The organism is Mesorhizobium sp. M0074 (genome assembly GCF_040322975.1).
In the GTDB taxonomy this organism is placed as follows: Bacteria; Pseudomonadota; Alphaproteobacteria; order Rhizobiales; family Rhizobiaceae; genus Mesorhizobium.
On sequence record NZ_JAMYUM010000010.1, the window covers coordinates 41,362 to 62,941 of the forward strand.

At 63.3% G+C, this 21,580-nt stretch carries 24 protein-coding genes and 1 pseudogene; 13 read left to right on the forward strand and 12 right to left on the reverse strand.

Annotation, left to right across the window (positions count from 1 at the left end; translation table 11 throughout):
• Positions 1-217 precede the first annotated feature (217 nt).
• Positions 218-1,450 (forward strand): dual-specificity RNA methyltransferase RlmN, encoded by a 1,233-nt coding sequence (rlmN, locus tag NKJ73_RS15405; protein WP_023679831.1) that lies wholly within the window; start codon positions 218-220, stop codon positions 1,448-1,450.
• Positions 1,447-1,926 carry a hypothetical protein gene (locus tag NKJ73_RS15410; RefSeq protein ID WP_023679832.1) on the forward strand — a complete coding sequence of 160 codons (480 nt, stop codon included), beginning with the start codon at positions 1,447-1,449 and terminating at the stop codon, positions 1,924-1,926. The genes rlmN and NKJ73_RS15410 overlap by 4 nt, the downstream gene beginning before the upstream one ends.
• On the opposite strand, the gene NKJ73_RS15415 is transcribed toward NKJ73_RS15410, so the two are convergent.
• Positions 1,898-2,539, reverse strand: a complete 642-nt coding sequence (locus NKJ73_RS15415) for a LysE family translocator (RefSeq protein WP_352570033.1) — start codon at positions 2,537-2,539, stop codon at positions 1,898-1,900. The two genes, NKJ73_RS15410 and NKJ73_RS15415, sit on opposite strands and share 29 nt — an antisense overlap.
• 168 nt (positions 2,540-2,707) lie before the next feature.
• Here NKJ73_RS15415 and NKJ73_RS15420 point away from each other — a divergent pair, with 168 nt between their 5' ends.
• Positions 2,708-3,931, forward strand: a complete 1,224-nt coding sequence (locus tag NKJ73_RS15420) for an argininosuccinate synthase (RefSeq protein ID WP_352570035.1) — start codon at positions 2,708-2,710, stop codon at positions 3,929-3,931.
• A gap of 76 nt (positions 3,932-4,007) precedes the next feature.
• On the opposite strand, the pseudogene NKJ73_RS15425 reads toward NKJ73_RS15420, so the two are convergent.
• The 3 genes and pseudogenes from NKJ73_RS15425 to NKJ73_RS15435 form a co-directional block, all read right to left on the reverse strand.
• A pseudogene (locus NKJ73_RS15425) lies at positions 4,008-4,280 on the reverse strand (transposase); the annotation flags it as partial.
• A gap of 77 nt (positions 4,281-4,357) precedes the next feature.
• Entirely contained in the window at positions 4,358-4,780 is a 423-nt protein-coding gene (locus NKJ73_RS15430) for a DUF4279 domain-containing protein (RefSeq protein WP_352570036.1), read from the reverse strand.
• A 113-nt stretch (positions 4,781-4,893) separates the two neighbouring features.
• On the reverse strand, positions 4,894-5,694 hold the full coding sequence (locus NKJ73_RS15435; protein WP_352570208.1) for a lytic murein transglycosylase: 801 nt from the start codon (positions 5,692-5,694) through the stop codon (positions 4,894-4,896).
• Between the two features lie 185 nt (positions 5,695-5,879).
• Between NKJ73_RS15435 and NKJ73_RS15440 the strand changes: the two genes are divergently transcribed.
• The 7 genes from NKJ73_RS15440 to rpsP all read left to right on the forward strand — a co-directional run bounded on the left by NKJ73_RS15440 (position 5,880) and on the right by rpsP (position 12,795).
• A complete protein-coding gene (locus NKJ73_RS15440; protein ID WP_352570037.1) occupies positions 5,880-7,127 on the forward strand; it encodes a flavin monoamine oxidase family protein in 1,248 nt (415 codons plus the stop codon).
• Positions 7,128-7,217: 90 nt separating this feature from the next.
• Positions 7,218-8,312 (forward strand): zinc-binding metallopeptidase family protein, encoded by a 1,095-nt coding sequence (locus tag NKJ73_RS15445; protein ID WP_352570039.1) that lies wholly within the window; start codon positions 7,218-7,220, stop codon positions 8,310-8,312.
• A gap of 63 nt (positions 8,313-8,375) precedes the next feature.
• Positions 8,376-8,978, forward strand: a complete 603-nt coding sequence (locus tag NKJ73_RS15450) for a DUF1236 domain-containing protein (RefSeq protein ID WP_352570040.1) — start codon at positions 8,376-8,378, stop codon at positions 8,976-8,978.
• Between the two features lie 151 nt (positions 8,979-9,129).
• A complete protein-coding gene (locus NKJ73_RS15455) occupies positions 9,130-10,098 on the forward strand; it encodes a CPBP family glutamic-type intramembrane protease (protein ID WP_352570042.1) in 969 nt (322 codons plus the stop codon).
• Between the two features lie 309 nt (positions 10,099-10,407).
• Positions 10,408-12,009, forward strand: a complete 1,602-nt coding sequence (ffh, locus tag NKJ73_RS15460; RefSeq protein WP_352570044.1) for a signal recognition particle protein — start codon at positions 10,408-10,410, stop codon at positions 12,007-12,009.
• Positions 12,010-12,016: 7 nt separating this feature from the next.
• Positions 12,017-12,343 carry a chorismate mutase gene (locus tag NKJ73_RS15465; RefSeq protein ID WP_352450211.1) on the forward strand — a complete coding sequence of 109 codons (327 nt, stop codon included), beginning with the start codon at positions 12,017-12,019 and terminating at the stop codon, positions 12,341-12,343.
• Between the two features lie 50 nt (positions 12,344-12,393).
• Positions 12,394-12,795 carry a 30S ribosomal protein S16 gene (gene rpsP / locus NKJ73_RS15470; RefSeq protein WP_352570046.1) on the forward strand — a complete coding sequence of 134 codons (402 nt, stop codon included), beginning with the start codon at positions 12,394-12,396 and terminating at the stop codon, positions 12,793-12,795.
• Positions 12,796-12,867: 72 nt separating this feature from the next.
• On the opposite strand, the gene NKJ73_RS15475 is transcribed toward rpsP, so the two are convergent.
• Positions 12,868-13,131, reverse strand: coding sequence for a YMGG-like glycine zipper-containing protein (locus tag NKJ73_RS15475; protein ID WP_023680734.1), 264 nt, complete (start codon positions 13,129-13,131; stop codon positions 12,868-12,870).
• Positions 13,132-13,322: 191 nt separating this feature from the next.
• Positions 13,323-13,733: a DoxX family protein gene (locus NKJ73_RS15480; protein ID WP_023680735.1), complete on the reverse strand. Its 411-nt coding sequence runs from the start codon at positions 13,731-13,733 to the stop codon at positions 13,323-13,325.
• A 261-nt stretch (positions 13,734-13,994) separates the two neighbouring features.
• Between NKJ73_RS15480 and NKJ73_RS15485 the strand changes: the two genes are divergently transcribed.
• Positions 13,995-14,402 (forward strand): ACT domain-containing protein, encoded by a 408-nt coding sequence (locus NKJ73_RS15485; protein WP_352570209.1) that lies wholly within the window; start codon positions 13,995-13,997, stop codon positions 14,400-14,402.
• Between the two features lie 187 nt (positions 14,403-14,589).
• Here NKJ73_RS15485 and NKJ73_RS15490 read toward each other — a convergent pair whose 3' ends face one another.
• Both NKJ73_RS15490 and NKJ73_RS15495 read right to left on the reverse strand, forming a co-directional pair.
• Entirely contained in the window at positions 14,590-15,624 is a 1,035-nt protein-coding gene (locus NKJ73_RS15490) for an aspartate-semialdehyde dehydrogenase (RefSeq protein WP_023680535.1), read from the reverse strand.
• 106 nt (positions 15,625-15,730) lie between these two features.
• Positions 15,731-15,880 (reverse strand): hypothetical protein, encoded by a 150-nt coding sequence (locus NKJ73_RS15495; RefSeq protein ID WP_352450216.1) that lies wholly within the window; start codon positions 15,878-15,880, stop codon positions 15,731-15,733.
• Between the two features lie 201 nt (positions 15,881-16,081).
• Here NKJ73_RS15495 and NKJ73_RS15500 point away from each other — a divergent pair, with 201 nt between their 5' ends.
• Complete coding sequence (locus tag NKJ73_RS15500; protein ID WP_352570047.1) at positions 16,082-17,914, forward strand: DEAD/DEAH box helicase; 1,833 nt, start codon at positions 16,082-16,084, stop codon at positions 17,912-17,914.
• A gap of 88 nt (positions 17,915-18,002) precedes the next feature.
• The gene (locus tag NKJ73_RS15505) at positions 18,003-18,710 is read left to right on the forward strand and encodes a DUF805 domain-containing protein (RefSeq protein ID WP_352570048.1); all 708 of its coding nucleotides are present in this window, start codon (positions 18,003-18,005) and stop codon (positions 18,708-18,710) included.
• 278 nt (positions 18,711-18,988) lie between these two features.
• Here the strand turns inward: NKJ73_RS15505 and NKJ73_RS15510 are convergent, their stop codons facing one another.
• The 4 genes from NKJ73_RS15510 to NKJ73_RS15525 all read right to left on the reverse strand — a co-directional run bounded on the left by NKJ73_RS15510 (position 18,989) and on the right by NKJ73_RS15525 (position 21,529).
• Positions 18,989-19,498, reverse strand: coding sequence for a GNAT family N-acetyltransferase (locus NKJ73_RS15510; protein WP_352570049.1), 510 nt, complete (start codon positions 19,496-19,498; stop codon positions 18,989-18,991).
• A 4-nt stretch (positions 19,499-19,502) separates the two neighbouring features.
• Complete coding sequence (gene leuB, locus NKJ73_RS15515; RefSeq protein ID WP_352570051.1) at positions 19,503-20,606, reverse strand: 3-isopropylmalate dehydrogenase; 1,104 nt, start codon at positions 20,604-20,606, stop codon at positions 19,503-19,505.
• Positions 20,607-20,743: 137 nt separating this feature from the next.
• On the reverse strand, positions 20,744-21,094 hold the full coding sequence (locus NKJ73_RS15520; protein ID WP_352570210.1) for a VOC family protein: 351 nt from the start codon (positions 21,092-21,094) through the stop codon (positions 20,744-20,746).
• Between the two features lie 51 nt (positions 21,095-21,145).
• Complete coding sequence (locus NKJ73_RS15525) at positions 21,146-21,529, reverse strand: RidA family protein (RefSeq protein WP_352570052.1); 384 nt, start codon at positions 21,527-21,529, stop codon at positions 21,146-21,148.
• Between the last annotated feature and the right edge of the window lie 51 nt (positions 21,530-21,580).

Genomic DNA, 21,580 nt, shown 5'->3' on the forward strand with positions numbered 1-21,580 from the left:
GCGCGCAGCGCCGAGACGGAAGAGGGGTGTTGGACGGAACGCCGTCGGCGCCAAGCTGGAACACCCCTCATCCGACCGAGCTTCGCTCGGCCACCTTCTCCCACAAAGGGAGAAGGAAGAACCCGGCATGACTCCGCCATCAAGCTGTGCTATGCGCCGCGCTTCATTTCGGGCACGATGCTGTATTCGGCCGCAAATCGCTTATATTGGCGCAACAATGACCCTTTCATTCGATCTTACCGCCGAAGGCGCGCGTGACGCGTTGCGCACCCGCACGACGCCTGAAAAACCGTCGCTGATCGGCTTGACGCGCGCCGAACTTGGGGCCGCCCTTGTCGCCGCCGGCATCGTGCCGGAGCGCCAGGCGAAAATGCGCGCCCAACAGCTCTGGCATTGGATCTATGTGCGTGGCGTTTCCGACTTTGCCGGCATGTTCAACATCTCCAAGGATCTGCGCGCGGCGCTCGACAGGCATTTCACCGTCGCCAGGCCCGAAATCGTCGAGGAGCAGATCTCCACCGACGGCACGCGCAAATGGCTGTTTCGCTTTCCGCCGCGCGGCGCCGGCCGGCCGGTCGAGATCGAGACCGTCTACATTCCCGAAGAAGGCCGCGGCACGCTGTGCATCTCTTCGCAGGTCGGCTGCACCCTGACCTGCTCCTTCTGCCACACCGGCACGCAGAAACTGGTGCGCAACCTGACCGCCGAGGAAATCCTCGCCCAACTTTTGACCGCCCGCGACCGGCTCGGCGATTTCCCCGACCGCGATACGCCGGACGGCGCCATCGTGCCGGCCGAAGGCCGCAAAGTATCCAACATCGTCATGATGGGCATGGGCGAGCCGCTCTACAATTTCGAGGCGGTGAAGAAGGCGCTGCTTATCGCATCCGACGGCGACGGGCTTTCCCTGTCGAAGAGGCGCATCACGCTCTCGACCTCCGGCGTCGTGCCCGAAATCTTCCGCACCGGCGAGGAGATCGGCGTGATGCTGGCGATTTCGCTGCACGCCACCAATGACGATTTGCGCGATCTCTTGGTGCCCATCAACAAGAAGTATCCGCTGAAGGATCTGATCGCTGCCTGCCGCGCCTATCCAGGCCTGTCGAACGCCAAGCGGATCACCTTCGAATATGTGATGCTGAAGGACGTCAACGATTCCATCGACGACGCCAAGGCGCTGATCAAGCTGCTCAAGGGCATTCCGGCCAAGATCAATCTGATCCCGTTCAATCCGTGGCCGGGCACCAACTACCAGTGCTCGGACTGGGAAACGATCGAGAAATTCGCCGATTACATCAACAATGCCGGCTATGCCTCGCCGATCCGCACGCCGCGCGGCCGCGATATCCTCGCCGCCTGCGGCCAGCTCAAGTCGGACTCCGAGCGCATGCGCAAGGTCGACCGGCTGGCGCTGGAAGCGATGATGATCGCGGGGCATGGCGAGGCGTGAATCGCGTCGGCGCCTATCTGATCCGCTTCGCCGTCATCCTTGTCGGCTACGGCGTTGCTTCGCTGGCGGCCAGCGCCTTCCTTAACATCATGTTCCTGGCGTCTCTTGGGCTGATAACGGACGAGACGCAACCGGCGGCGCAGGCGTCGCTGTGGTTTTCAATCCCCTTCGTCGCGCTGTTCGTCGCCTATTTCGCCTTCATGCCGGCCGCCATCGCCATCCTCGTCTCCGAGATCCTTGGCCGGCGTGACTGGCTGTTCTATGCGCTGGCGGGTGCTGTGGTCTCGGCGGTCTTCCTTGGCTTCGTCCACCAGACGGCCGATGCCAATTTCGAGGTTACCAATACCAGCGTCATGCTGGCGGTGATCGGCTGCGGCATGGTCGGCGGTATTTTCTACTGGCTGAGCGCCGGGCGCTCGGCCGGAAGCTGGCGTCAGATCGGACGCCCTATTTCGCCTGGGCCGTCAGGATCTTGAGCGCGAAGGCCGAAAAAACTCCGGCAAACAGATAGTCGACGACGCGGGTCACACGCGGGCTGGATTTCATCGCGGCCGAGAATTTTTCCGCCGCCAGCACCATCGGCGCCGTCACCGGGATCGCCAGCACGACGAACATCGCGCCGAGGAAGAACAGCTTTCCCGGCGCGTCGGGATCATGCGCGGAGACGAATTGCGGCAGGAAGGTCATGAAGAACAGGATGATCTTCGGGTTGAGCAGATTGACCCCGAGCCCCGCCGCCCAGCTGCGGAACAGCGAGATCTGCGGCCCGCTCTTCTTCTCCGGTGAAAACGCCGACCCTTTTGTGATCGCCTGCCATGCCAGGAAGACCAGATAGCCGGCGCCAAAAATCTTCAGCACGAAGAACGCCATCGGCGAGGCGACGATCAGCGCCGAGACGCCGACCACCACCAGCGTGGTGTGGATCAGCGTGCCGCACAAGGCGCCGGCCATCGAGGCAAAGCCGGTGGCACGGCCCTGGCTCAGCGTGCGCGACACGAACAGCGTCATGTCAGGCCCGGGCGTGATCGCCAGGATCAAGGTGGCGATGGAGAACTGGATAAGCGTCGTACTGTCGGGGATGAAGGACATGGCTCGTCTCGTGGCGGCAAAAGACGGCGCAGCCATACCGCAAGAGCCGTGTCCTCGCCAGCCTCTTGGAGATGAGGCATTTGGTCCAGGCATCGTTCGTCCCTTGCGCTGGCCTAAAACGCCGTGATACCTCGCCCGCGAAGAACCCCTGTCGCGGAACTGCCCACCATGTCGAAAGCAAAAGCCGCCAAGAAAGTCGTGCTCGCCTATTCCGGCGGCCTTGACACCTCGATCATCCTGAAATGGCTGCAGACCGAGCTCGGCGCCGAGGTCGTGACCTTCACCGCCGATCTAGGCCAGGGTGGCGAACTGGAGCCGGCCAGGCGCAAGGCCGAGATGATGGGCATCAAGGATATCCGCGTCGTCGATGTCCGCGAGGAGTTCGTATCCGATTTCGTCTTCCCGATGTTCCGCGCCAACGCTGTCTATGAAGGCACATATCTGCTCGGCACCTCGATCGCCCGGCCACTGATCTCGAAACATCTTGTCGAGATCGCCAGGGAGACCGGCGCCGATGCGATCGCCCATGGCGCCACCGGCAAAGGCAACGACCAGGTGCGTTTCGAGCTGTCGGCCTATGCGCTCAACCCCGACATCAAGGTCATCGCGCCGTGGCGCGATTGGTCGTTCAAGTCGCGGACCGATCTCATCAACTTCGCCGAGCAGCACCAGATCCCAGTGCCGAAGGACAAGAAGGGCGATGCGCCTTTCTCGGTCGACGCTAACCTGCTGCATTCGTCGTCCGAGGGCAAGGTGCTGGAAGACCCGTGGAGCGAGCCGCCGGAATTCGTCCACCAGCGCACCATCTCGCCGATGGATGCGCCGGATGAGGTCACCGAGATCGAGATCGAATTCCTCAAGGGCGACCCGGTTGCGCTCAATGGCAAGAAGCTGTCGCCGGCAACGATGCTGGCGGCGCTGAACGATCTCGGCCGCGACAACGGCATCGGCAGGCTCGACCTGGTCGAGAACCGTTTCGTCGGCATGAAATCGCGCGGCGTCTACGAGACCCCCGGCGGCACCATCCTGATCGCCGCCCATCGGGCGATCGAATCGATCACGCTCGACCGCGGTGCGGCCCACCTCAAGGACGAGTTCATGCCGCGCTATGCCGAGCTGATCTACAACGGCTTCTGGTTCGCGCCCGAGCGCCTGATGCTGCAGGCAATGATCGACAAGAGCCAGGAAGACGTCGAAGGCACCGTGCGGCTGAAGCTCTACAAGGGCAACGTCATGGTCACCGGCCGCAAGTCGAGGAAGACGCTCTATTCCGACGCGCTGGTCACCTTCGAGGACGACCGCGGCGCCTACGACCAGAAGGATGCCGAAGGCTTCATCCGCCTCAACGCGCTCAGGCTGAGGACACTGGCGGCGCGTAACCGCCAGCGCTGACATCCGAACAGCGGGCTGGGCGCTCTACCGATCTCGTGAAAGCTGAAAACGATCCGAGAAAACTAGGACGTAGACACATTACTTGCACCGTGCCGTCATGGGCCTCGGTAATGACGTCCATCAGCCGATCCCAGACACCTGCTTTCCGACATCGAACGAAGCGGTTGTAGCAAGTGGTGCGAGGGCCGTAGCGCTCGGGCAGATCGCGCCATGGCGCACTCGATCGCAGCACCCAGAAGATGCCGTTCAGCACGCGACGGTCATCGACACGCGGCACGCCTCGCGGCTTGTTGGGCAAAAGCGGCTCGATGACGCGCCATTCGAAGTCGGTCAGATCGTATCGGCTCATGCCCCTATGAATCAGACTCCGCTCAAATTTGGAACCAGCCAGTCGGCAAACGACCCAATGCGGGACAGGACGCCTGCTCACACCTCACTTCCATGTTGGTGAGCTTCGTCCTCAACAAAAAGGTCGAGGCTCCAGCCAACACCGCAATCCGCGAGCACCCTCATCGCAGACGGCTCAAGCCAAATGCCGCACTGTACGTCGTAGGGCTGATAGAACCCGCCGTAGATAGTTATCTGCTTTGGCCGCACTTCCTGCCGCAGCCGTGCGAAGGCCTCCTCCCGACCTCGCATCTGCTCGATCAGGTAGTTGACCGCATTCTCGTGCTCGGCCCCACTCCGGAGCCTTTGCCGCGGACCATCGAGGCTCCATCCATTCTTCTTGCGCGGGGACCCGTTACGCATCGGGTCGCCCTTGCGGACTATGCGTGTCGGTTCGAGGCTTAGGATCGCAGTCACCCCCTCGGGGTCCGCATCGAAATCAACGATCGAGAGCGAGATCATCGCCTGTCCTAGCTAGGTTCCAAAGGGCAAGGCAAGCCCTGCGCTGTTGCGAGACTCTTCATGCTCGCCTCGCGCTTCCAACCGAGCCCAGTCATTTTTGCGTTTATATCCTGTCAGTCGGCATCGATCGCCGTGGCCATGCGGGCGATGGCCTGTTGATAGACGCTCGCCGAATTCCAGCCAGCAATTGCGCCGATATTCGCCTGCGCGCTGGCGCCCGGTCGCCAACCATGACCCTTGAGGAAGTTGGCGGTAGAAGCCAACGCAGTGGCCTTGTCGCGCAGGTTTTTGTTGCCTACGCCATATGCCAAAACATTTCCGGGCAGGAACTGCGTGTGGCCAATCTCGCCATGCGCGGCACCGACCGACGCGGCGCTCAACGCTCCGCGATCAACCAGCTTCAGGGCCGCAATGGCATGCGGGTAGAAGAACTCCGGACGGCGACAGTCATAGGCCAGCGTTAAAATGGCGGAGACCGTATTCTGGTTGCCCATGGCGGAACCGAAGCCGGTCTCCATACCCCAGATGGCGAGCAACACGCCCGGCGACACGCCGTAATTCCGTTCGATCTTGTCGAACAGCGCAGCATTGGCCTTCTTCAGCGCACGGCCCCTGGCAATGATCGCGGACGCGCCACGGCGCTTCATGAAAGCTTCCACCGAGCCGCTGAAAGCCTTATGGATGGCGCGGTCGACGGAGATCGTCTTTGTCGCGTAGGTTGCGCGAGACAGAGCGGCCAGACCCTTCGAGCCGACACCGTCGGCCTTTGCCTCCGCGGCGAACTCCGGTTTCCATGCCTCGAAGCCGGCGCCGCTCTTGCCACAGCTGGCCGCCGCCTGCGCGCCCGTCGCCAGCGCAAGCACCGCCACCACCGTGGCCACTACAAACATCTTCCCCTTGGCAAGAAATGCCATGCTGCTCTCCTGGTTGCCTGAATCACGTTCCCAATTGCGAACTTGCCTGCGAAACACCTGCTTGTCACTGTCCCGGCGCTGCGCCGATGCACTCAATACAGCAGGAACTTCAAATCCACCACACTGGCGGATGCCCGGGAATTTGCCTACGATCAAGTAATTATTGTGGCGGGGACAGAATAAGCATGGAAGACGTTGATGTCGTGATCATCGGCGCCGGTTCAGCCGGGCTTTCGGCTTCCAAGACCCTGCGCGCTGCCGGTTTTTCCTTCAAATTGTTGGAAGCGATGAACCGCATTGGCGGCCGCGCCTGGACCAGCGACCAGCATTTCGGCGTGCCGTTCGACATCGGCTGCGCCTGGCTGCATGCCGCGGACCGCAATCCCTACTTTCCCGAGGCGAAGGCCGCTGCCTGGACGCTTCATCACCACGACATGAATGTCGATCATCTCTATTACCGTGAGCGAAAGGCAAGCGAAGCCGAGGAGGCGGCGATGAAGGTGGCCGACGCAAGGCTGTTCGAACTGGTGGCGGCACATCAGGTGAGGGAAGGCGACGATGACCGCCTTTCGGCATTGCTCGCCAAGGGACACGCGCCGCGCGCCGCCGCAACCTTCGCGGGGCCGATGGATTTCGGCGCCGACGAGGACGAGATATCGATCCGCGACTTTCAGGCCGCCGCCGATCTCGATCCGAATTATTTCACCGGGGAAGGCTTCGGTACGCTGGTTGCCCGCTTCGGCGCCGACGTGCCGGTGGAGCTGTCGACGCCGGTGCGCAAGATCCTCTGGGATGGGCCGGGCGTAGCCTGCGTCACCGATCGCGGTACCATCTGCGCCAAGGCGGTCATCGTCACCGCCTCGCCGGCAGTGCTCGCCTTCGAGGAGATTGCGTTCTCGCCTGCACTCCCCGATGCGCATTTCGCCGCCCTCTTCGACCTGCCGATGGGCATGCTGACCAAGCTGCCGGTCGAAATATCCGGTACAAGGCTCGGTCTGGAGCCGTTCGACGATTTGCTGATCGAGCGGTTGGCACGGCACGACATCTACTTCCTCTGCTTTCCCTTCAACCTTGATTTGATGGTCGGTTTCGTCGGCGGCGATTTCGCTTGGGAGATGTCGGCGGCGGGCGAGGCGGCTGGCATCGACTTCGTCGTCGACCGGCTCTGCGGCATTTTTGGCGGCGACATACGAAAGCATGTCGGACGCGCAATGATGACCAATTGGGGCGCTGAGCGGTTCGTGCGCGGCGCCTATGCGGCGGCGCGGCCCGGCCGCTCGCAAGCGCGCGCCACGCTGATGCAGCCCGTGGCGGAAAAGATCTTCTTCGCCGGCGAGCATTTGGCCGGTCCGCTGATGCAGACCTGCGGCGGCGCCAGATTGTCGGGCGAGGCAGTGGCCAAGGAGGTCGTCGCCCAGCTTGCGGCAAAATAGCATCGGCCGGCAGGAACGTGGGCAGCTGACAGGCGTTTGGCGTTCTCCTGCTCGTATCGTCCTCCGCATTTCGAATGATTTGAGACGCCAATGAAGCTTTTCGACTGCCCGCATTGCGGCCACCGTCTCTATTTCGAGAACGCGCAATGCCTGAACTGCGCCAGCCTCGTGCTTTACGATCCCGAGCATGCGCGCTTCGCGCTGTCCGGCGCCGACGTCTTCCATTGCACCAATGCCGACGAATGCGCCTGCAACTGGATGGCGGAGCCCGGCCACGCCTTCTGCCGCGCCTGTGCGCTGAACCAGCTGATCCCGGATCTGTCGGTCGACGGCAACCGCCGCCGCTGGATCCGTGTCGAGGCGGCAAAGAAGCGTGCCGTCTATTCGCTGCTCGCCTTCGGCCTGCCGGTCGCACCCAAGCAGGACGTTGGCGACGAGATCGGTCTCGCTTTCGATTTTCTTGCCGATCCGATCGGCGGCGGTCCGGGCGGCGAACGTATCCTGACCGGTCATGACAACGGCCGGATCACGCTCAACGTCGCCGAGGCGGATTCGGCAGAGCGCGAACGGCGGCGCGTCGAGATGGGCGAGAACTACCGCACGCTGCTCGGCCATTTCCGCCATGAGCTCGGCCATTATTACTGGGACCGCCTGATCCGCGACAATTCGCAAAAGCTTGCCGGTTTTCGCGCTTTGTTCGGCGACGAGCGCGCCGGCTACGAACAGGCGCTGAAGACCTATTATGCCGATGGCGCGCCGCCCGACTGGCAGCAGCGCCATATCTCGGCCTATGCGACGTCGCACCCATGGGAGGACTGGGCCGAGACATGGGCGCATCACATGCACATCACCGACACGCTGGAGATGGTGCATGCCCTGAATTTCCCGCTCGGCCGGCTGGAAACCGTTGAAGCCAACGAGCTGCCGCGCGCCGATACCGGCGGCAAGCTGCAGCCGGCACCATCGGAACCCGCCTCCAGGCCAGAGCCTTTCGAAAGGATTCTCGACCGCTGGCTGGTGCTGTCGGAGGCGTCCAACTCGATCAACCGCTGCATGGGCCTGCCCGATCTCTATCCCTTCGTCATCTCGGACGTGGCGGCGCAAAAACTTGCTTTTGTTCACGAGCTTTTGACCGACCTGCCGAAAACGACTGGAACAAATCGTGAGCCGGCCGAAGCCTTTTAGCCGGAACGCATGCGGCTTTGCTTCGTTTTCCGTGCCAAGGGACTGTGAAACGGAGAGAAGACCATGAAACGCATATTGTTTCCGGCGGTGGCCGGAGCGCTCATAGCGATGTCGGGCTCTGCATTGGCCGACACCGCCGTCTCGGCCATCACTGATCTCAATGTACGCGCCGGCCCCGGCCCGCAATATCCGGTGATCGGCGTGCTCGCGGCCGGCCAGTCGGCGACGCTCGACGGCTGCATCGCCAACAGCAAATGGTGCACTATCGCAGAGGCTAACGGCCAGGGCTGGGTCTATTCCGACTATGTGACGGCCGATTTCGGCGGCAGCCGTGTGGTCCTGACACAGCGTCCGGCCAGCGCCGACATTGCCATCGTGACGCCGCCCGCCGATAGCGTCGAGTATTCCGACAGCTATACCGGAGCAATCGTCGCCGGCGAGGCGATCGAACCTATCCGGAGACCGCCGGCCGAAATCCGTACCTATGTCCGTACGCATCGGCTCGATCCGGTCTATCTCGAGGGCGAGGTGGTCACGGGCGCGACGTTGCCCGACACCGTCGAGCTACGCGAGATTCCGGACTATGACTACCGCTACGTCTACGTGAACGGTCAGCCGGCGCTGATCGATCCGGACACAAGGCGCATCATGTACGTCGTGCGCTGACGTTACCAACAGGGCGGTCGCCCTGCAGTAGCGGCGGCCGCTCACAAACCCCGATATTGCCACAGGCCGGCATTGCCGATGCAATACCGGTTTCCACATTGGGGCCGATGTTCTAGACCTTGCGAGCCGAAGCACCAGCCAGCGAGCCCGCGTGATCATCGACCCGACCGCCTTCCAACAGTACCGGCACGCCGCCAACGACAAGGCCACCTTGCCGCGCCTCCTGCTCGGGACGGTGGTCGTCATCCTGTTCTGGCTCGGAACCACTGCCGCCGTGCTGTTCGGCGGCACCTATGCGTTTGCCGTTTGGCAGGCATCGTCTGGCACCGCCCCGCCAGGTGGAGGAGCGGTGCAGGATTTCATGGCCTCTCCTGCGGGCATCCTCGCGGCGCTGGCTTCATTTGCCGGAATCTGGCTCGGCCTTTGGGCTGCCATGCGCTGGATCCATCGCGAGAAGCTGACCGCCCTGATTGGCGTCAGCCGGCGCATTTCTTGGGCGGGGTTCCTGAAAGGGCTGGCCGCAGTGCTGATCACCTCGCTGCTTTCCGAGATCCTGCTTTATGGTTTGCAGCCCGACATCGCGCGCGGCACGATCGGCCTGTCCGCGTGGCTTTCGTTCCTGATCCCGATCGCCGCCCTGACCTTTCTGCAGACCTCGTCGGAGGAGATGCTGTTTCGCGGTTATCTGCTCTGGGGCCTGGCGAGCCGGTTCCAGAACCCTTTCATCTGGGCGCTGCTGCCGGGATTGCTGTTCACCTCCCTGCACTGGAGCCCAGGTTCGAGCGCTGCCATCAATGCCTGCGTGCTGGCCTCGATCGCCGCCTTTGCGCTGCTGCTGACGCTTCTGGTCTATGCAACCGGCAATCTCGGTGCCGGCTTTGGCGCCCATCTCGGCAACAATCTGACCGGCTTCCTGCTGATTTCGCACCAGCAAAGCTATAATTCCTTCGCCCTGTTCAACGCCAAGCCGCTCGAAGCCGCCGGCTGGACGACTTCAGACGCCGTCCTCATCGCTTCGATCGGCATCGTCAGCAGCCTGTTGACCGTTCTGCTGCTTTTGCATCCGCGCTCACCGCTGAAGGTCGAGCCGGATATGGCGCGCGCCGGCAGCGTGCGCTGATGTGCATTGCCTGGTCGTCCTGAGCTATTTGACGCAAAGCTTGACCAAAGCTTGACTCTGCGGCCGATTTCCTGTCTACACGCCGCGAATTCCGCGACGAGTATTCCTCCGAGCAAACCGACCGGGACGCCGAAACCTCTTTGAGGTGAAGTGCTGTAAATCGATCCCGGAGGCCAACACCCGGCAGCGCTGTGCGCCCCCGGGTGCTTTTTGGCTTTGGGCTTTGCCCGGACCGGCTTTTGCTTGGACAGTTGGCGCGAACGCATTACCTCTCGGGCATCATCCGGGTGCCAGGGAAAAGGAAAAAGAATGTTTGAATCGCTACAGGAACGTCTTGGTTCGATCCTGAACGGCCTCACCGGCCGCGGCGCCTTGTCGGAGGCTGATGTCTCGGCGGCGCTGCGCGAGGTGCGCCGTGCGTTGCTCGAGGCCGACGTGGCGCTGGAAGTGGTGCGTTCCTTCACCGACAAGGTGCGCGAGAAGGCCGTCGGCGCCGCCGTGGTCAAGTCGATCAAGCCCGGCCAGATGGTCGTCAAGATCGTCCATGACGAGCTGGTCGAGATGCTCGGCGCCGAGGGCGTCGCCATCGACCTCAATGCACCGGCTCCGGTCGTCATCATGATGGTCGGCTTGCAGGGTTCCGGCAAGACGACGACCTCGGCCAAGATCGCCAGGCGCCTCGCCGACCGTCAAAACAAGAAAGTCTTGATGGCCTCGCTCGACACGCGGCGTCCCGCCGCGCAAGAGCAGCTCCGCCAGCTCGGCGAGCAGGTCAAGATCGCCACATTGCCGATCGTCGCTGGCCAGACGCCGGTCGATATCGCCCGCCGCGCCGTGCAGGCGGCCAAGCTCGGCGGCCATGACGTCGTCATCCTCGACACCGCCGGCCGCACCCATATCGACGAGCCGTTGATGGTCGAGATGGCCGACATCAAGAAGATGTCGTCGCCGCACGAGATCCTGCTGGTCGCCGATTCGCTGACCGGCCAGGACGCCGTCAATCTGGCAAAAAGCTTCGACGAGCGCGTCGGCATCACCGGCCTCGTGCTGACCCGCATGGACGGCGACGGCCGCGGTGGTGCGGCGCTCTCGATGCGCGCCGTTACCGGTAAGCCGATCAAGCTGATCGGCACCGGCGAAAAAATGGACGCGCTGGAGGAATTCCACCCCAAGCGCATCGCCGACCGCATCCTCGGCATGGGCGACATCGTCAGCCTCGTCGAAAAGGCGGCCGAGAACATCGACGCCGAACAGGCCGCGGCGATGGCCAGGAAGATGCAGTCGGGCAAGTTCGACCTGAACGACCTCGCCGGCCAGCTTCAGCAAATGTCGAAAATGGGTGGCATGGGTGGCATCATGGGCATGATGCCCGGCATGGGCAAGATGAAGGACCAGATGGCCGCCGCCGGGCTCGACGACAAGATGTTCGGTCGCCAGCTCGCCATCATCTCGTCGATGACCAAGGCCGAGCGCGCCAACCCCGATATTCTGAAGCACTCGCGCAAGAAGCGCATCGCCGCCGGCTCGGGTACCGACGCGGCCGAAATCAACAAACTGTTGAAGATGCATCGCGGCATGGCCGACATGATGAAGGCGATGGGCGGCAAGGGCAAAGGCGGCGGCCTGATGCGCGGCATGATGGGCGGCCTCGCTTCCAAGATGGGGCTCGGCGGCATGATGCCTGGCGGCGCAGGCGGCATGATGGGCGGCGGCATGCCGGACCTCTCCAAGGTGGACCCCAAGCAGCTCGAAGCCTTGCAGAAGCAGGCCCAGGCGGCCGGGCTCGGCGGCATGAAGGGCCTGCCCGGTGGTTTTCCCGGTGGCGGTGGCCTGCCTGGGCTGCCCGGTGGCATGAAACTTCCCGGCCTGCCGGGCGGTGGCGGGCTGCCTGGCCTCGGCAAGAAGAAGTGAGGGCGCCATGAACGAAGAGAAGGACATGGCGGACGCGCGTGCGGCGCTGGCCAATTATCGCGCCTCGATCGACAATATCGACGCGGCGCTGATCCACATGCTGGCCGAGCGCTTCCGCTGCACCAAGGCAGTCGGCGTGCTGAAGGCGGAACATGGCCTGCCGCCTGCCGATCCGGCGCGCGAGCAGGAGCAGATCGCCCGTCTTCGCCAACTGGCGAAGGACGCCCATCTCGACCCGGATTTCGCGGAGAAATTCCTGAACTTCGTCGTCCGCGAAGTGATCCGCCATCACGAGCAGATCGCCGCATCCAACGGCGTAGCGAAAACCGGCTGAGGACCAGCCACCAACCGATCAACCGAATCAGAGCTTTTAGGAGAAAAGAAATGCCACTGAAAATCCGATTGGCCCGTGCGGGCTCGAAGAAGCGTCCCTATTACCATGTCGTCGTCGCCGACGCGCGTTCGCCGCGCGACGGCCGTTTCATCGAGTCGCTCGGCTCGTGGAATCCGCTGCTGCCCAAGGACGGCGAACGCGTCAAGGTCGACGCCGAGCGCGTCAAGCATTGGCTGTCGCATGGCGCCCAGCCGACCGACCGCGTGCTGCGCTTCCTCGATGAAGCCGGCATCGCCAAGCGCGAAGCCCGCTTCAACCCGAACAAGGCCGAGCCCGGCAAGAAGGCGCAGGAGCGCGCAGCCTTGCTGAAGAAGGCGCAGGAAGATGCCGCCGCGGCCGTTGCCGCCGCCGCAGCCGCGCCGGCCGAGGCGGAAGCCGCCAGCGCCGAATAAATCATCTCCACAACCACGAAACGGCGGGCCCTGCCCGCCGTTTTGCTATTGCATCCATATGATGCGGCCCGATCAATAGCCTTCCGGGCAACTCGCAACGTAGACACGACCGTTGCGATCGCGATAACGGCATTGGCCGCTTTCGCTGGCACGGCCGATCAGTGCACCGGCCAAAGCGCCGGCCGCACCGCCGATCACCGCGCCCTTGGTCGGGTTGCCGGCCACCGCAGCGCCGACCGCCGCACCGCCCAGGCCACCAACTGCCGCGCCTTGCTCAGTACGGGAGCAGGCACCGAGCGGGACCAGCAAGGCCATCAAGATCATCACCTTTTTCATTGTCGTTCCTCTCCAACAGGGTGCCGTCCTCGCCGCTGCACCCCCTAACTCGCAACCAGGCGATTTGATCCAAAGAAGAAGATCGGCTGCCGCCCGGCGGCGCTCAATTTGATCCAAAGAGTAGAAAGGCGGCGGCAGACCGCGCCCGCTCTGGCGGCGTGGCCACCATCGAACGGCTTTCGAAATCGCCGCTATTGGCTGAACGGGAACAACGCGCGCACCCTTGGATCGCGCAGATACAGGCCACCCCAGAGGACGGCGCCGAGATAGACGCCGAACAGTATGTGCGAGAACAAAGGGCTGCCGATACGCACATGCGTGGCGACTGCGCCGCCGAGATAGGCGGTGAGCAGGATGGCGCCGAGCACCGAGGTGCGTGGCAGCGCGTAAAGCGCTGTCGAGACCAATCCAATGGTACCGAGCATGCGCGAGACATTGGCATCGGCCGGCCAGCCGAGCTGCACCATGGTCTGGGTGACGATTTCGAGCGGCGGTAGCTTGATGACGCCGTCGAAGATCATGAACAGCACGATGACGGCGCTGAGCACGCGGCCGGCCCACAGGGCACGCGGTGAGACGGGTGCTGCCTGAGACATGGTCATTGATGTTCCCTCCGGTCGTTGTGAGCACTGGCTCCTTCGCCAGCTCGAACCAAGGACGCGGCCCATGACGGCGATCCGACACGCCTCCAGCTCTTTTTCAGCTCCGGGGGACGGCGACCTCGGATGTACAAGTTCAGTCGGCAACGAACCTGGCCAAGTCCACCTTGCGGGGTGAGGTGGAGGGCGTTATTGAAAATCCGTAGAGGTGTCTTCCGAGCGCTCGACGGCAACCACCGCCTGATCGCACAACGAAAGCAACCGATGGCCGGAGAGACCGACCTGAAACAGTTGCTGGCGGCAATGACGCCGGAATTGCTTGCCGGCGTTCATGTCTTCACCACGTTGCCACCCGATGCGCCCGTTCCCGACAGGCTCCACCCGGTGATGCTGTTTCGCGAGCGCGAGGGCACGACGCTGATCGTGGTTGAAGACCATGCCAAGGCCGCTGGACTGAAAACCGTGTTCCGCTGCCGGATGCTGACGCTGAACATCCATTCGTCGCTGGAAGCGGTCGGCTTCCTCGCCGCCATCACCGCGCGGCTGGCCACCGCCGGCATCGGCGTCAATCCGGTCTCGGCCTTCTACCACGATCATCTGTTCGTGCCCGCCGACCGGGCGAAGGAGGCGCTGGAGTTGCTGTTGGACCTAGCGGAGGAGAACCGGCTGTGACGCCGTCGCCTTGCTGCCTATTTGAGACGCCTGTGCCCCTCATCCGCCTGCCGGCACCTTCTCCCCGTGAACGGGGAGAAGGGCGCTAACGGCCGAAGGCCGAGCCCGCGACTGCGGGCCGCCGGTCGTCCGGCGCCCCCGCGGAGGGCCAGCCGCGACAGCGGCGATGCGGCCGTGAGCGAAAAAGTTATGCCGCCTTCTTCTTCGGCTGGATCAGCCCGCGCTCGACCAGCAGCTCGGCGATCTGCACCGCATTGAGTGCCGCGCCCTTGCGCAGATTGTCGGAGACGATCCACATCGACAGGCCGTTGTCGATGGTTGAGTCCTCGCGGATGCGCGAGATGAAGGTGGCGTCCTCGCCGGCCGATTCCAGCGGCGTGATGTAGCCGCCGTCCTCGCGCTTGTCGATGACCTGGCAGCCCGGCGCCTCGCGCAGGATCTCGCGCGCCTCGTCCGCCGTGATCGGCTTCTCGAACTCGATGTTGACCGCTTCCGAATGGCCGATGAACACCGGCACGCGCACGCAGGTCGCCGTCAGCTTGATCTTCGGGTCGAGCATCTTCTTGGTCTCGGCCACCATCTTCCACTCTTCCTTGGTGAACCCGTCGTCGAGGAAGACGTCGATATGCGGGATGACGTTGAAGGCGATACGCTTGGTGAACTTCTTGACGTCGACCTGGTCGGCGACAAACACCGCGCGCGTCTGCGTGAACAATTCGTCCATGCCTTCCTTGCCGGCGCCGGAGACCGACTGGTAGGTGGCGACGACGACGCGCTTGATGGTGGCCGCGTCATGCAGCGGCTTCAGCGCCACGACCAGCTGCGCCGTCGAGCAGTTCGGGTTGGCAATGATGTTCTTGCGCGTGAACAGCGAGATCGCATCCGGGTTCACTTCCGGAACGATCAGCGGCACGTCCTGGTCGTAGCGGAAGGCCGACGAATTATCGATGACGACGCAGCCCTGCTTGCCGATCTTCGGCGACCATTCCTTGGAGACGTTGCCGCCGGCCGACATGATGCAGATGTCGGTATCTGAAAAATCATATTGGTCGAGCGCTCTGACCTTCAGCGTGCGGTCGCCGAACGACACTTCCGTGCCCTGGCTGCGCCGCGAGGCCAGCGCCACCACCTCGCTCACCGGAAAGCCGCGCTCTTCGAGTATGTTGAGCATTTCCCGGCCCACATTGCCCGTGGCGCCGACGATCGCAACCTTGAAACTCATCGAAATCTCCTGTCCCTCTCCGCTCGTTTTCTGGAGAAAACCCGCCGGCCGATGCGGGTTTCAACCCCCGGGCCGGACCCGGGAGAGGGTGGTTAGGCCAAGGGAATCAGACCGTTTTGGTGGTCGTTTTGCCGGTTTTTTTGAGCAAGAACGTGATTTTGCTGGAACGAGGAGACGCAGCGACGCGCCCGGCCCAATGGTTCGCATTGGGGCCGGGGATGTCGAAGGCAGAAAGCGCCATCAAAAGGCCGCGCATCGAAAACTATCCCGTTCGGTGTCGGCTTTTACGCGGTTTACGTCTAGAGTCAATCGCAACAAGGCCGACCCGCCCGCCCTGTACAATGACGGCGGCACCAAGTACGAACGAGCATCGTCTGGCTCGTGGCGCCCGTCTGTGGCGCTTGCCGACATTTGACCCGTCGCCGGGTATTCAGAATCCGAATTTCGAAAGAGCAAGATGTCCAATTTCGAAGCTATTGTTCCCGCGCTGGCAAAGGCGCTGGAAAAACGCGGCTATGTCGAGCTGACGCCGGTGCAGAAGGCCGTTCTCGAGCTTGGCCAGGCCGATGCGCTGGTTTCGGCCCAGACCGGCTCCGGCAAGACCGTCGCCTTCGGTCTGGCTTTGGCGCCGACCCTTCTCGATGGCGCGGAGCGCTTTTCCCACGCGGCGGCACCCCTGGCGCTGGCCGTGGCGCCGACGCGGGAGCTGGCCCTGCAGGTAACGCGCGAGCTGGAATGGCTCTACGAACTGACCGGCGCCACGGTGGCGTCCTGCGTCGGCGGCATGGACATGCGCACCGAACGGCGCGCGCTGGAGCGCGGCGCCCATATCGTCGTGGGCACGCCCGGCCGCCTGCGCGACCACATCACCCGCAATTCGCTCGACATGTCGGCGCTCAAGGCAGTGGTGCTCGACGAGGCCGACGAGATGCTCGATCTCGGCTTTCGCGAGGATCTGGAATTCATCCTCGATGCCGCACCCGCCGATCGCCGCACGCTGATGTTTTCCGCGACCGTGCCGCGCTCCATCGCCACGCTGGCCAAGGGCTACCAGCGCGATGCTGTGCGCATCTCGGCCTCCGGCGAGGAAAAGCAGCATCTCGACATCGAATACCGGGCGCTGAGCGTCGCCCAGGCGGACCGCGAAAACGCCATCATCAACGTGCTGCGCTTTTACGAGGCCAAGAACGCGCTGGTGTTCTGCAACACGCGCGCCGCCGTGAACCATTTGACGGCGCGCTTCAACAATCGCAACTTTTCCGTCGTGGCGCTGTCCGGCGAGCTTAGCCAGAACGAGCGCAGCCACGCGCTACAGGCGATGCGCGACGGCCGCGCCAAGGTCTGCATCGCCACCGACGTCGCGGCACGCGGCATCGACCTGCCCAATCTCGAGCTGGTGATCCATGCCGACCTGCCGACCAACCCGGAAACGCTCCTGCACCGAAGCGGACGCACGGGTCGTGCGGGACGCAAGGGCGTCAGCGCGCTGATCGTGCCCAATAGTGCCCGCAGGCGCACCGAGCGGCTGCTGCAAAGTGCCGGCCTTGCGGCAACCTGGGCGAGCCCGCCGTCGGCCGACGACGTGATACGGCGCGACGACGAGCGCATTCTCGCTGATCCGGTCTTCAGCGAGCCTATGAAGGATGAGGAGCGCGGCTTCGTCGAGGCGCTTCTCGATCAGCACGGGCCCGAACAGGTTGCCGCCGCATTCGTGCGGATGTGCCGCTCCAGCCACTCGGCGCCGGAGGATCTTCTCGACGTGGCACCGTTCACGCCGTCGGGCGAAAAATTTGCGCGCCGGGACGAGGCACCGAGCCGCCGCGACGATTTCGGCGACAGCGTCTGGTTCTCGCTGTCGGTCGGACGCCGGCAGAATGCCGAGCCGCGCTGGCTGATCCCGATGCTGTGCCGGACAGGCGGCATTTCCAAGCGCGAGATCGGCGCCATCAAGATGCAGCCGGAGGAAACCTTCGTGCAGATCGCGGCGGACTGGGCCGAGCGTTTCCTCGCTGCGATCGGCCCCGACCGCAAGCTGCAGGGCAACATTGCGGTCAAGCGGCTGGACGGCACGCCGGATTTGTCGCGGGCCGGCTACCAGGAACCGCGGCCCGAAAAGAAGCCGCACCGCGGCAAGCGCACCTTCGATCAGAACACGCCCAAATTCGAGAAGCGCGCACCGGCCGACCAGCGCCCGGCATTCGAGGCGAAGCCCTGGGCCGGAAAACCGGCCAAGGCGAAGTTCGAAGGCGGACCTGCGAAACACAAGAAATCGAAGAAACGGCCGGGGTAAATAGCCAGCACTCTCCATTTCCGCACGCCCCTTGCGGTCTGCCGGAACTTTGCACAGTCTGGGGCGGGGAAATGGGGGTGGGCAGGACATGCGCGGCGAAGTTCTTCATTACGACGAAGACCAGGGTTTCGGCTTCATCATCGGAGCCGACGGCAACCGCTACACTTTGGCGCGCGAAGATTTGCGCCGCGAAGCATCGGTTGCCGGAGGTACGACCGTCGAATTCCAGCCGGCTGGCGGACGGGCACGCGATGTTTTTTCGATCCGCGCCCAACCTGGCAGTGCGCCTGCCGACGCCTCCACTGCAACCGCCGCGCCATCTCAGGCCGGCAACGCGCCAGCGGCACGTCAGCCGCAACATTTCGGCCGTTCCGCTGAACAAAGTCCGGCCGAATCGGCCGGCCTGTGGAACTATTTCTGGCTGGGTCTGACCGAGAATTACTTCAACTTCGCCGGCCGTGCCTGCCGCAAGGAATATTGGGGCTATTGCCTGTTCTGGACGATCGCGCTGCTCGTGGTCATAGGCATCGGTGTCTTTATCGACGGCGCCATGGGCAATACCGCTGAACTGCCGGCAGTAGCGGTCGGCCTTTTCGGCCTCTTTCTGCTGGCGACAGCCCTGCCGTGGTTCGGGCTGAACGTGCGTCGCCTGCACGATATCGGCCTGACCGGCTGGCTCTTCCTGCTTTTCCTGATCCCGACCTTCGGCACCGTGATCATCCTGATCTTTGCGCTGATCCCGACCCAGCCGCGCGAAAACCAGTGGGGTCCGGTGCCAGTAGGTGTCAGGGTTTAGTACCTCCACGATTGGGTCGCCGGCCGCCACGCCTTCGTCATCCTAGGGCGGAGCGACGCGAAGCGGAGCGCAGACCCTGGGATCCATGCCGCGACATAAGCCGAGGAACGCAGCGGTTCAGAATGGCGCTCATATCCACCACGAAGAAGCACTCGGTTCTGGTCGGCCGAGCACTGCCGCCGGGTAACGGCATGGATCCTGGGGTCTGCGCCGCGTCGCTTCGCTCCTTGCTTCGCCCCAGGATGACGAAGGGGGAGATGTTTCGGCCAATCTCCAATTTAGGGCTTCCAAGATCGCGTCGAGGAACCAGCCGCGATCGCCAGCAGCGCCTCGCCGGATAACCTGAGAAAGACCTTCTGCTCGTGACGCTCGGCACCAAATTGGGCATAGAAGCGCAGCGCGCCTTCGTTGCAGTCCTCCGTGGTCAGATCGATACGGCCGATGCCTTCGCGCATGCAATTGCCGGCGAGGAATGCCATCAGCGCTCGACCGACACCGCCATCGCGGGCGGTATCGCGCACGAACAGGTCCTTGAGGAACAGCAGCCGCTCGAGATCGATGCCGGGATGCGCGATCGCAACCGAGGCCAGCCCGCAAACTTCGCCATCGACGAAGGCGAGCGCAAAATGCGGATAGGATGGGCTTTCGTCGCCAAGCCATTTCTGCGCCGCCGACAAAACCTGGCTGGCGTCGAGTGGCGGTTGCCGGTAATGCACCGCCATTTCGCAAAGCACGGTGGTGAGTGCCGCCGCATCCCCAGTCGTCGCCCAGCGGACGTCGACCGCCATAGGATCAGCCCAGGAACTTGGCGATGATCGCGCCGCCCATCTCAGCGGTGCCGACCTCGGTCATCCCCGGCGAATGAATATCCCTGGTGCGCAACCCCTGATCGAGCACGGCGGCGATCGCGCCTTCCAGCCGGTCGGCCTCTTCAACCATGCCGAAGGAATAGCGCATGCACATGGCGAAGGAGGCGATCATGGCGATCGGATTGGCGATGCCCTTGCCGGCGATGTCGGGCGCCGAGCCGTGCACCGGCTCGTAGAGCGCCTTGCGCTTTTTTGTCTTCGCATCCGGCGCGCCGAGCGAGGCCGACGGCAGCATGCCGATCGAGCCGGTCAGCATGGCGGCGATGTCGGACAGCATGTCGCCGAACAGATTGTCGGTGACGATGACGTCGAACTGCTTCGGCCAGCGCACCAGCTGCATGCCGCCAGCATCGGCCAACATGTGATCGAGCTTGACGTCGGCATACTTGGCCTTGTGCGTCTGGGTGACGACCTCGTTCCACAGCACGCCCGACTTCATCACATTGCGCTTTTCCATCGAGGTGACGTGATTCTTGCGCGTGCGCGCCAATTCGAAGGCAACGCCCGAAATGCGCTCGATCTCGAACGTATCGTATATTTGGGTGTCGATGCCGCGCTTCTGGCCGTTGCCGAGGTCGATGATCTGCTTAGGCTCGCCGAAATAGACGCCGCCGGTGAGCTCGCGCACGATCAGGATATCGAGCCCCTCGACCACCTCCTGCTTCAGCGAGGAGGACGCCGCCAGCGCCGGATAGCAGATTGCCGGCCTGAGATTGGCAAACAGCTCCATGTCCTTGCGCAGCCGCAGCAGACCCGCCTCCGGGCGCACCTCGTAAGGCACCGCATCCCATTTCGGTCCGCCGACGGCGCCGAACAGCACCGCGTCCGACGCCATTGCCTTGGCCATGTCGGCATCGGAAATCGCCGCGCCATGCGCGTCGTAGGCGCAGCCGCCGACAAGGCCCTCATCGGTGACGAAATCGCTGCCGAGCCTGTCGTTCATGGCGGAAATCAGCTTCTTCACCTCGGCCATCGCCTCGGGGCCGATGCCGTCGCCGGCAAGCAGGAGAAGATTTTTCGAAGCCATGGGGAACCGTCCTGATTGTGTCGTGAGCCGCGGCCTTGCTAAACGCCAAGCGGCCGGCGCGCAAGCCTGCGGTTCAGAGCATCGGACCCAAAAGTGGAAACCGGTTTTGGGAAAATCCGATGCTCAAGACAAAATGCCTAGAGATGCGAAAGGATATTGACCAGCCTGCCGAACGGGTCGCGTACGAAGAAGCGCCGCACGCCCCAGGGTTCGTCCGCCGGACCGTATTCGATGGCAAAGCCGGCCGTCCTCATGCTTTCAAGCGCGGCATCGACGTCGTCGACTTCGATAGAGATGTCCGGCACCGGCGTTCCTGATCCCCCTTCGGCCATGAAACTGACCTGCACGGACATCGTCTCTTGCGAGCCGTAGGTAGCGATCCAGCCCATATCCATCTTGAGATCGAGGCCGAGCACATCCTGATAGAAGGGTTTTGCCGCCGCGATATCCTGCGTGTCTATGTTTGCAACGATGCGCCTGACCTTCACCATGGGCCGATCCTCGTGCTAACCGTGTCGTTGTCGCAACCGTGACAGGCATCAGGCTGTGCGCCGCAGCGCCGTCACCTCGATCTCGATCTTCATCTCCGGCTTGTTGAGCTGGCACACGATCATCGTTGCCGCCGGCCTGATCTCGCCAAAGGCCTCGCCGAGGATCGGGAACACCACATCCACGAAAGCCGCATCGGTGATATAGTAATGCGCCCGCACCACATCGGCCGTCTCGAAGCCGCCGTCCCCGAGCGCCTTGGCGATCGTCGTCAGGCAATTGCGCGTTTGTGCCTCCACGGTCTCCGGCATCGACATGGTCGCATAATCGTAGCCGGTCGTTCCGGACACGAAACACCAGTCGCCCTGCACCACGGCGCGCGAATAGCCGGCGGTCTTCTCGAAGGGCGAACCGGTGGAGATCAGTTTTCGCATGGTGTCCTCCTTTTTTGCAGCGTAGGCGGTTTGGCGAAAGCGGCGGTGACG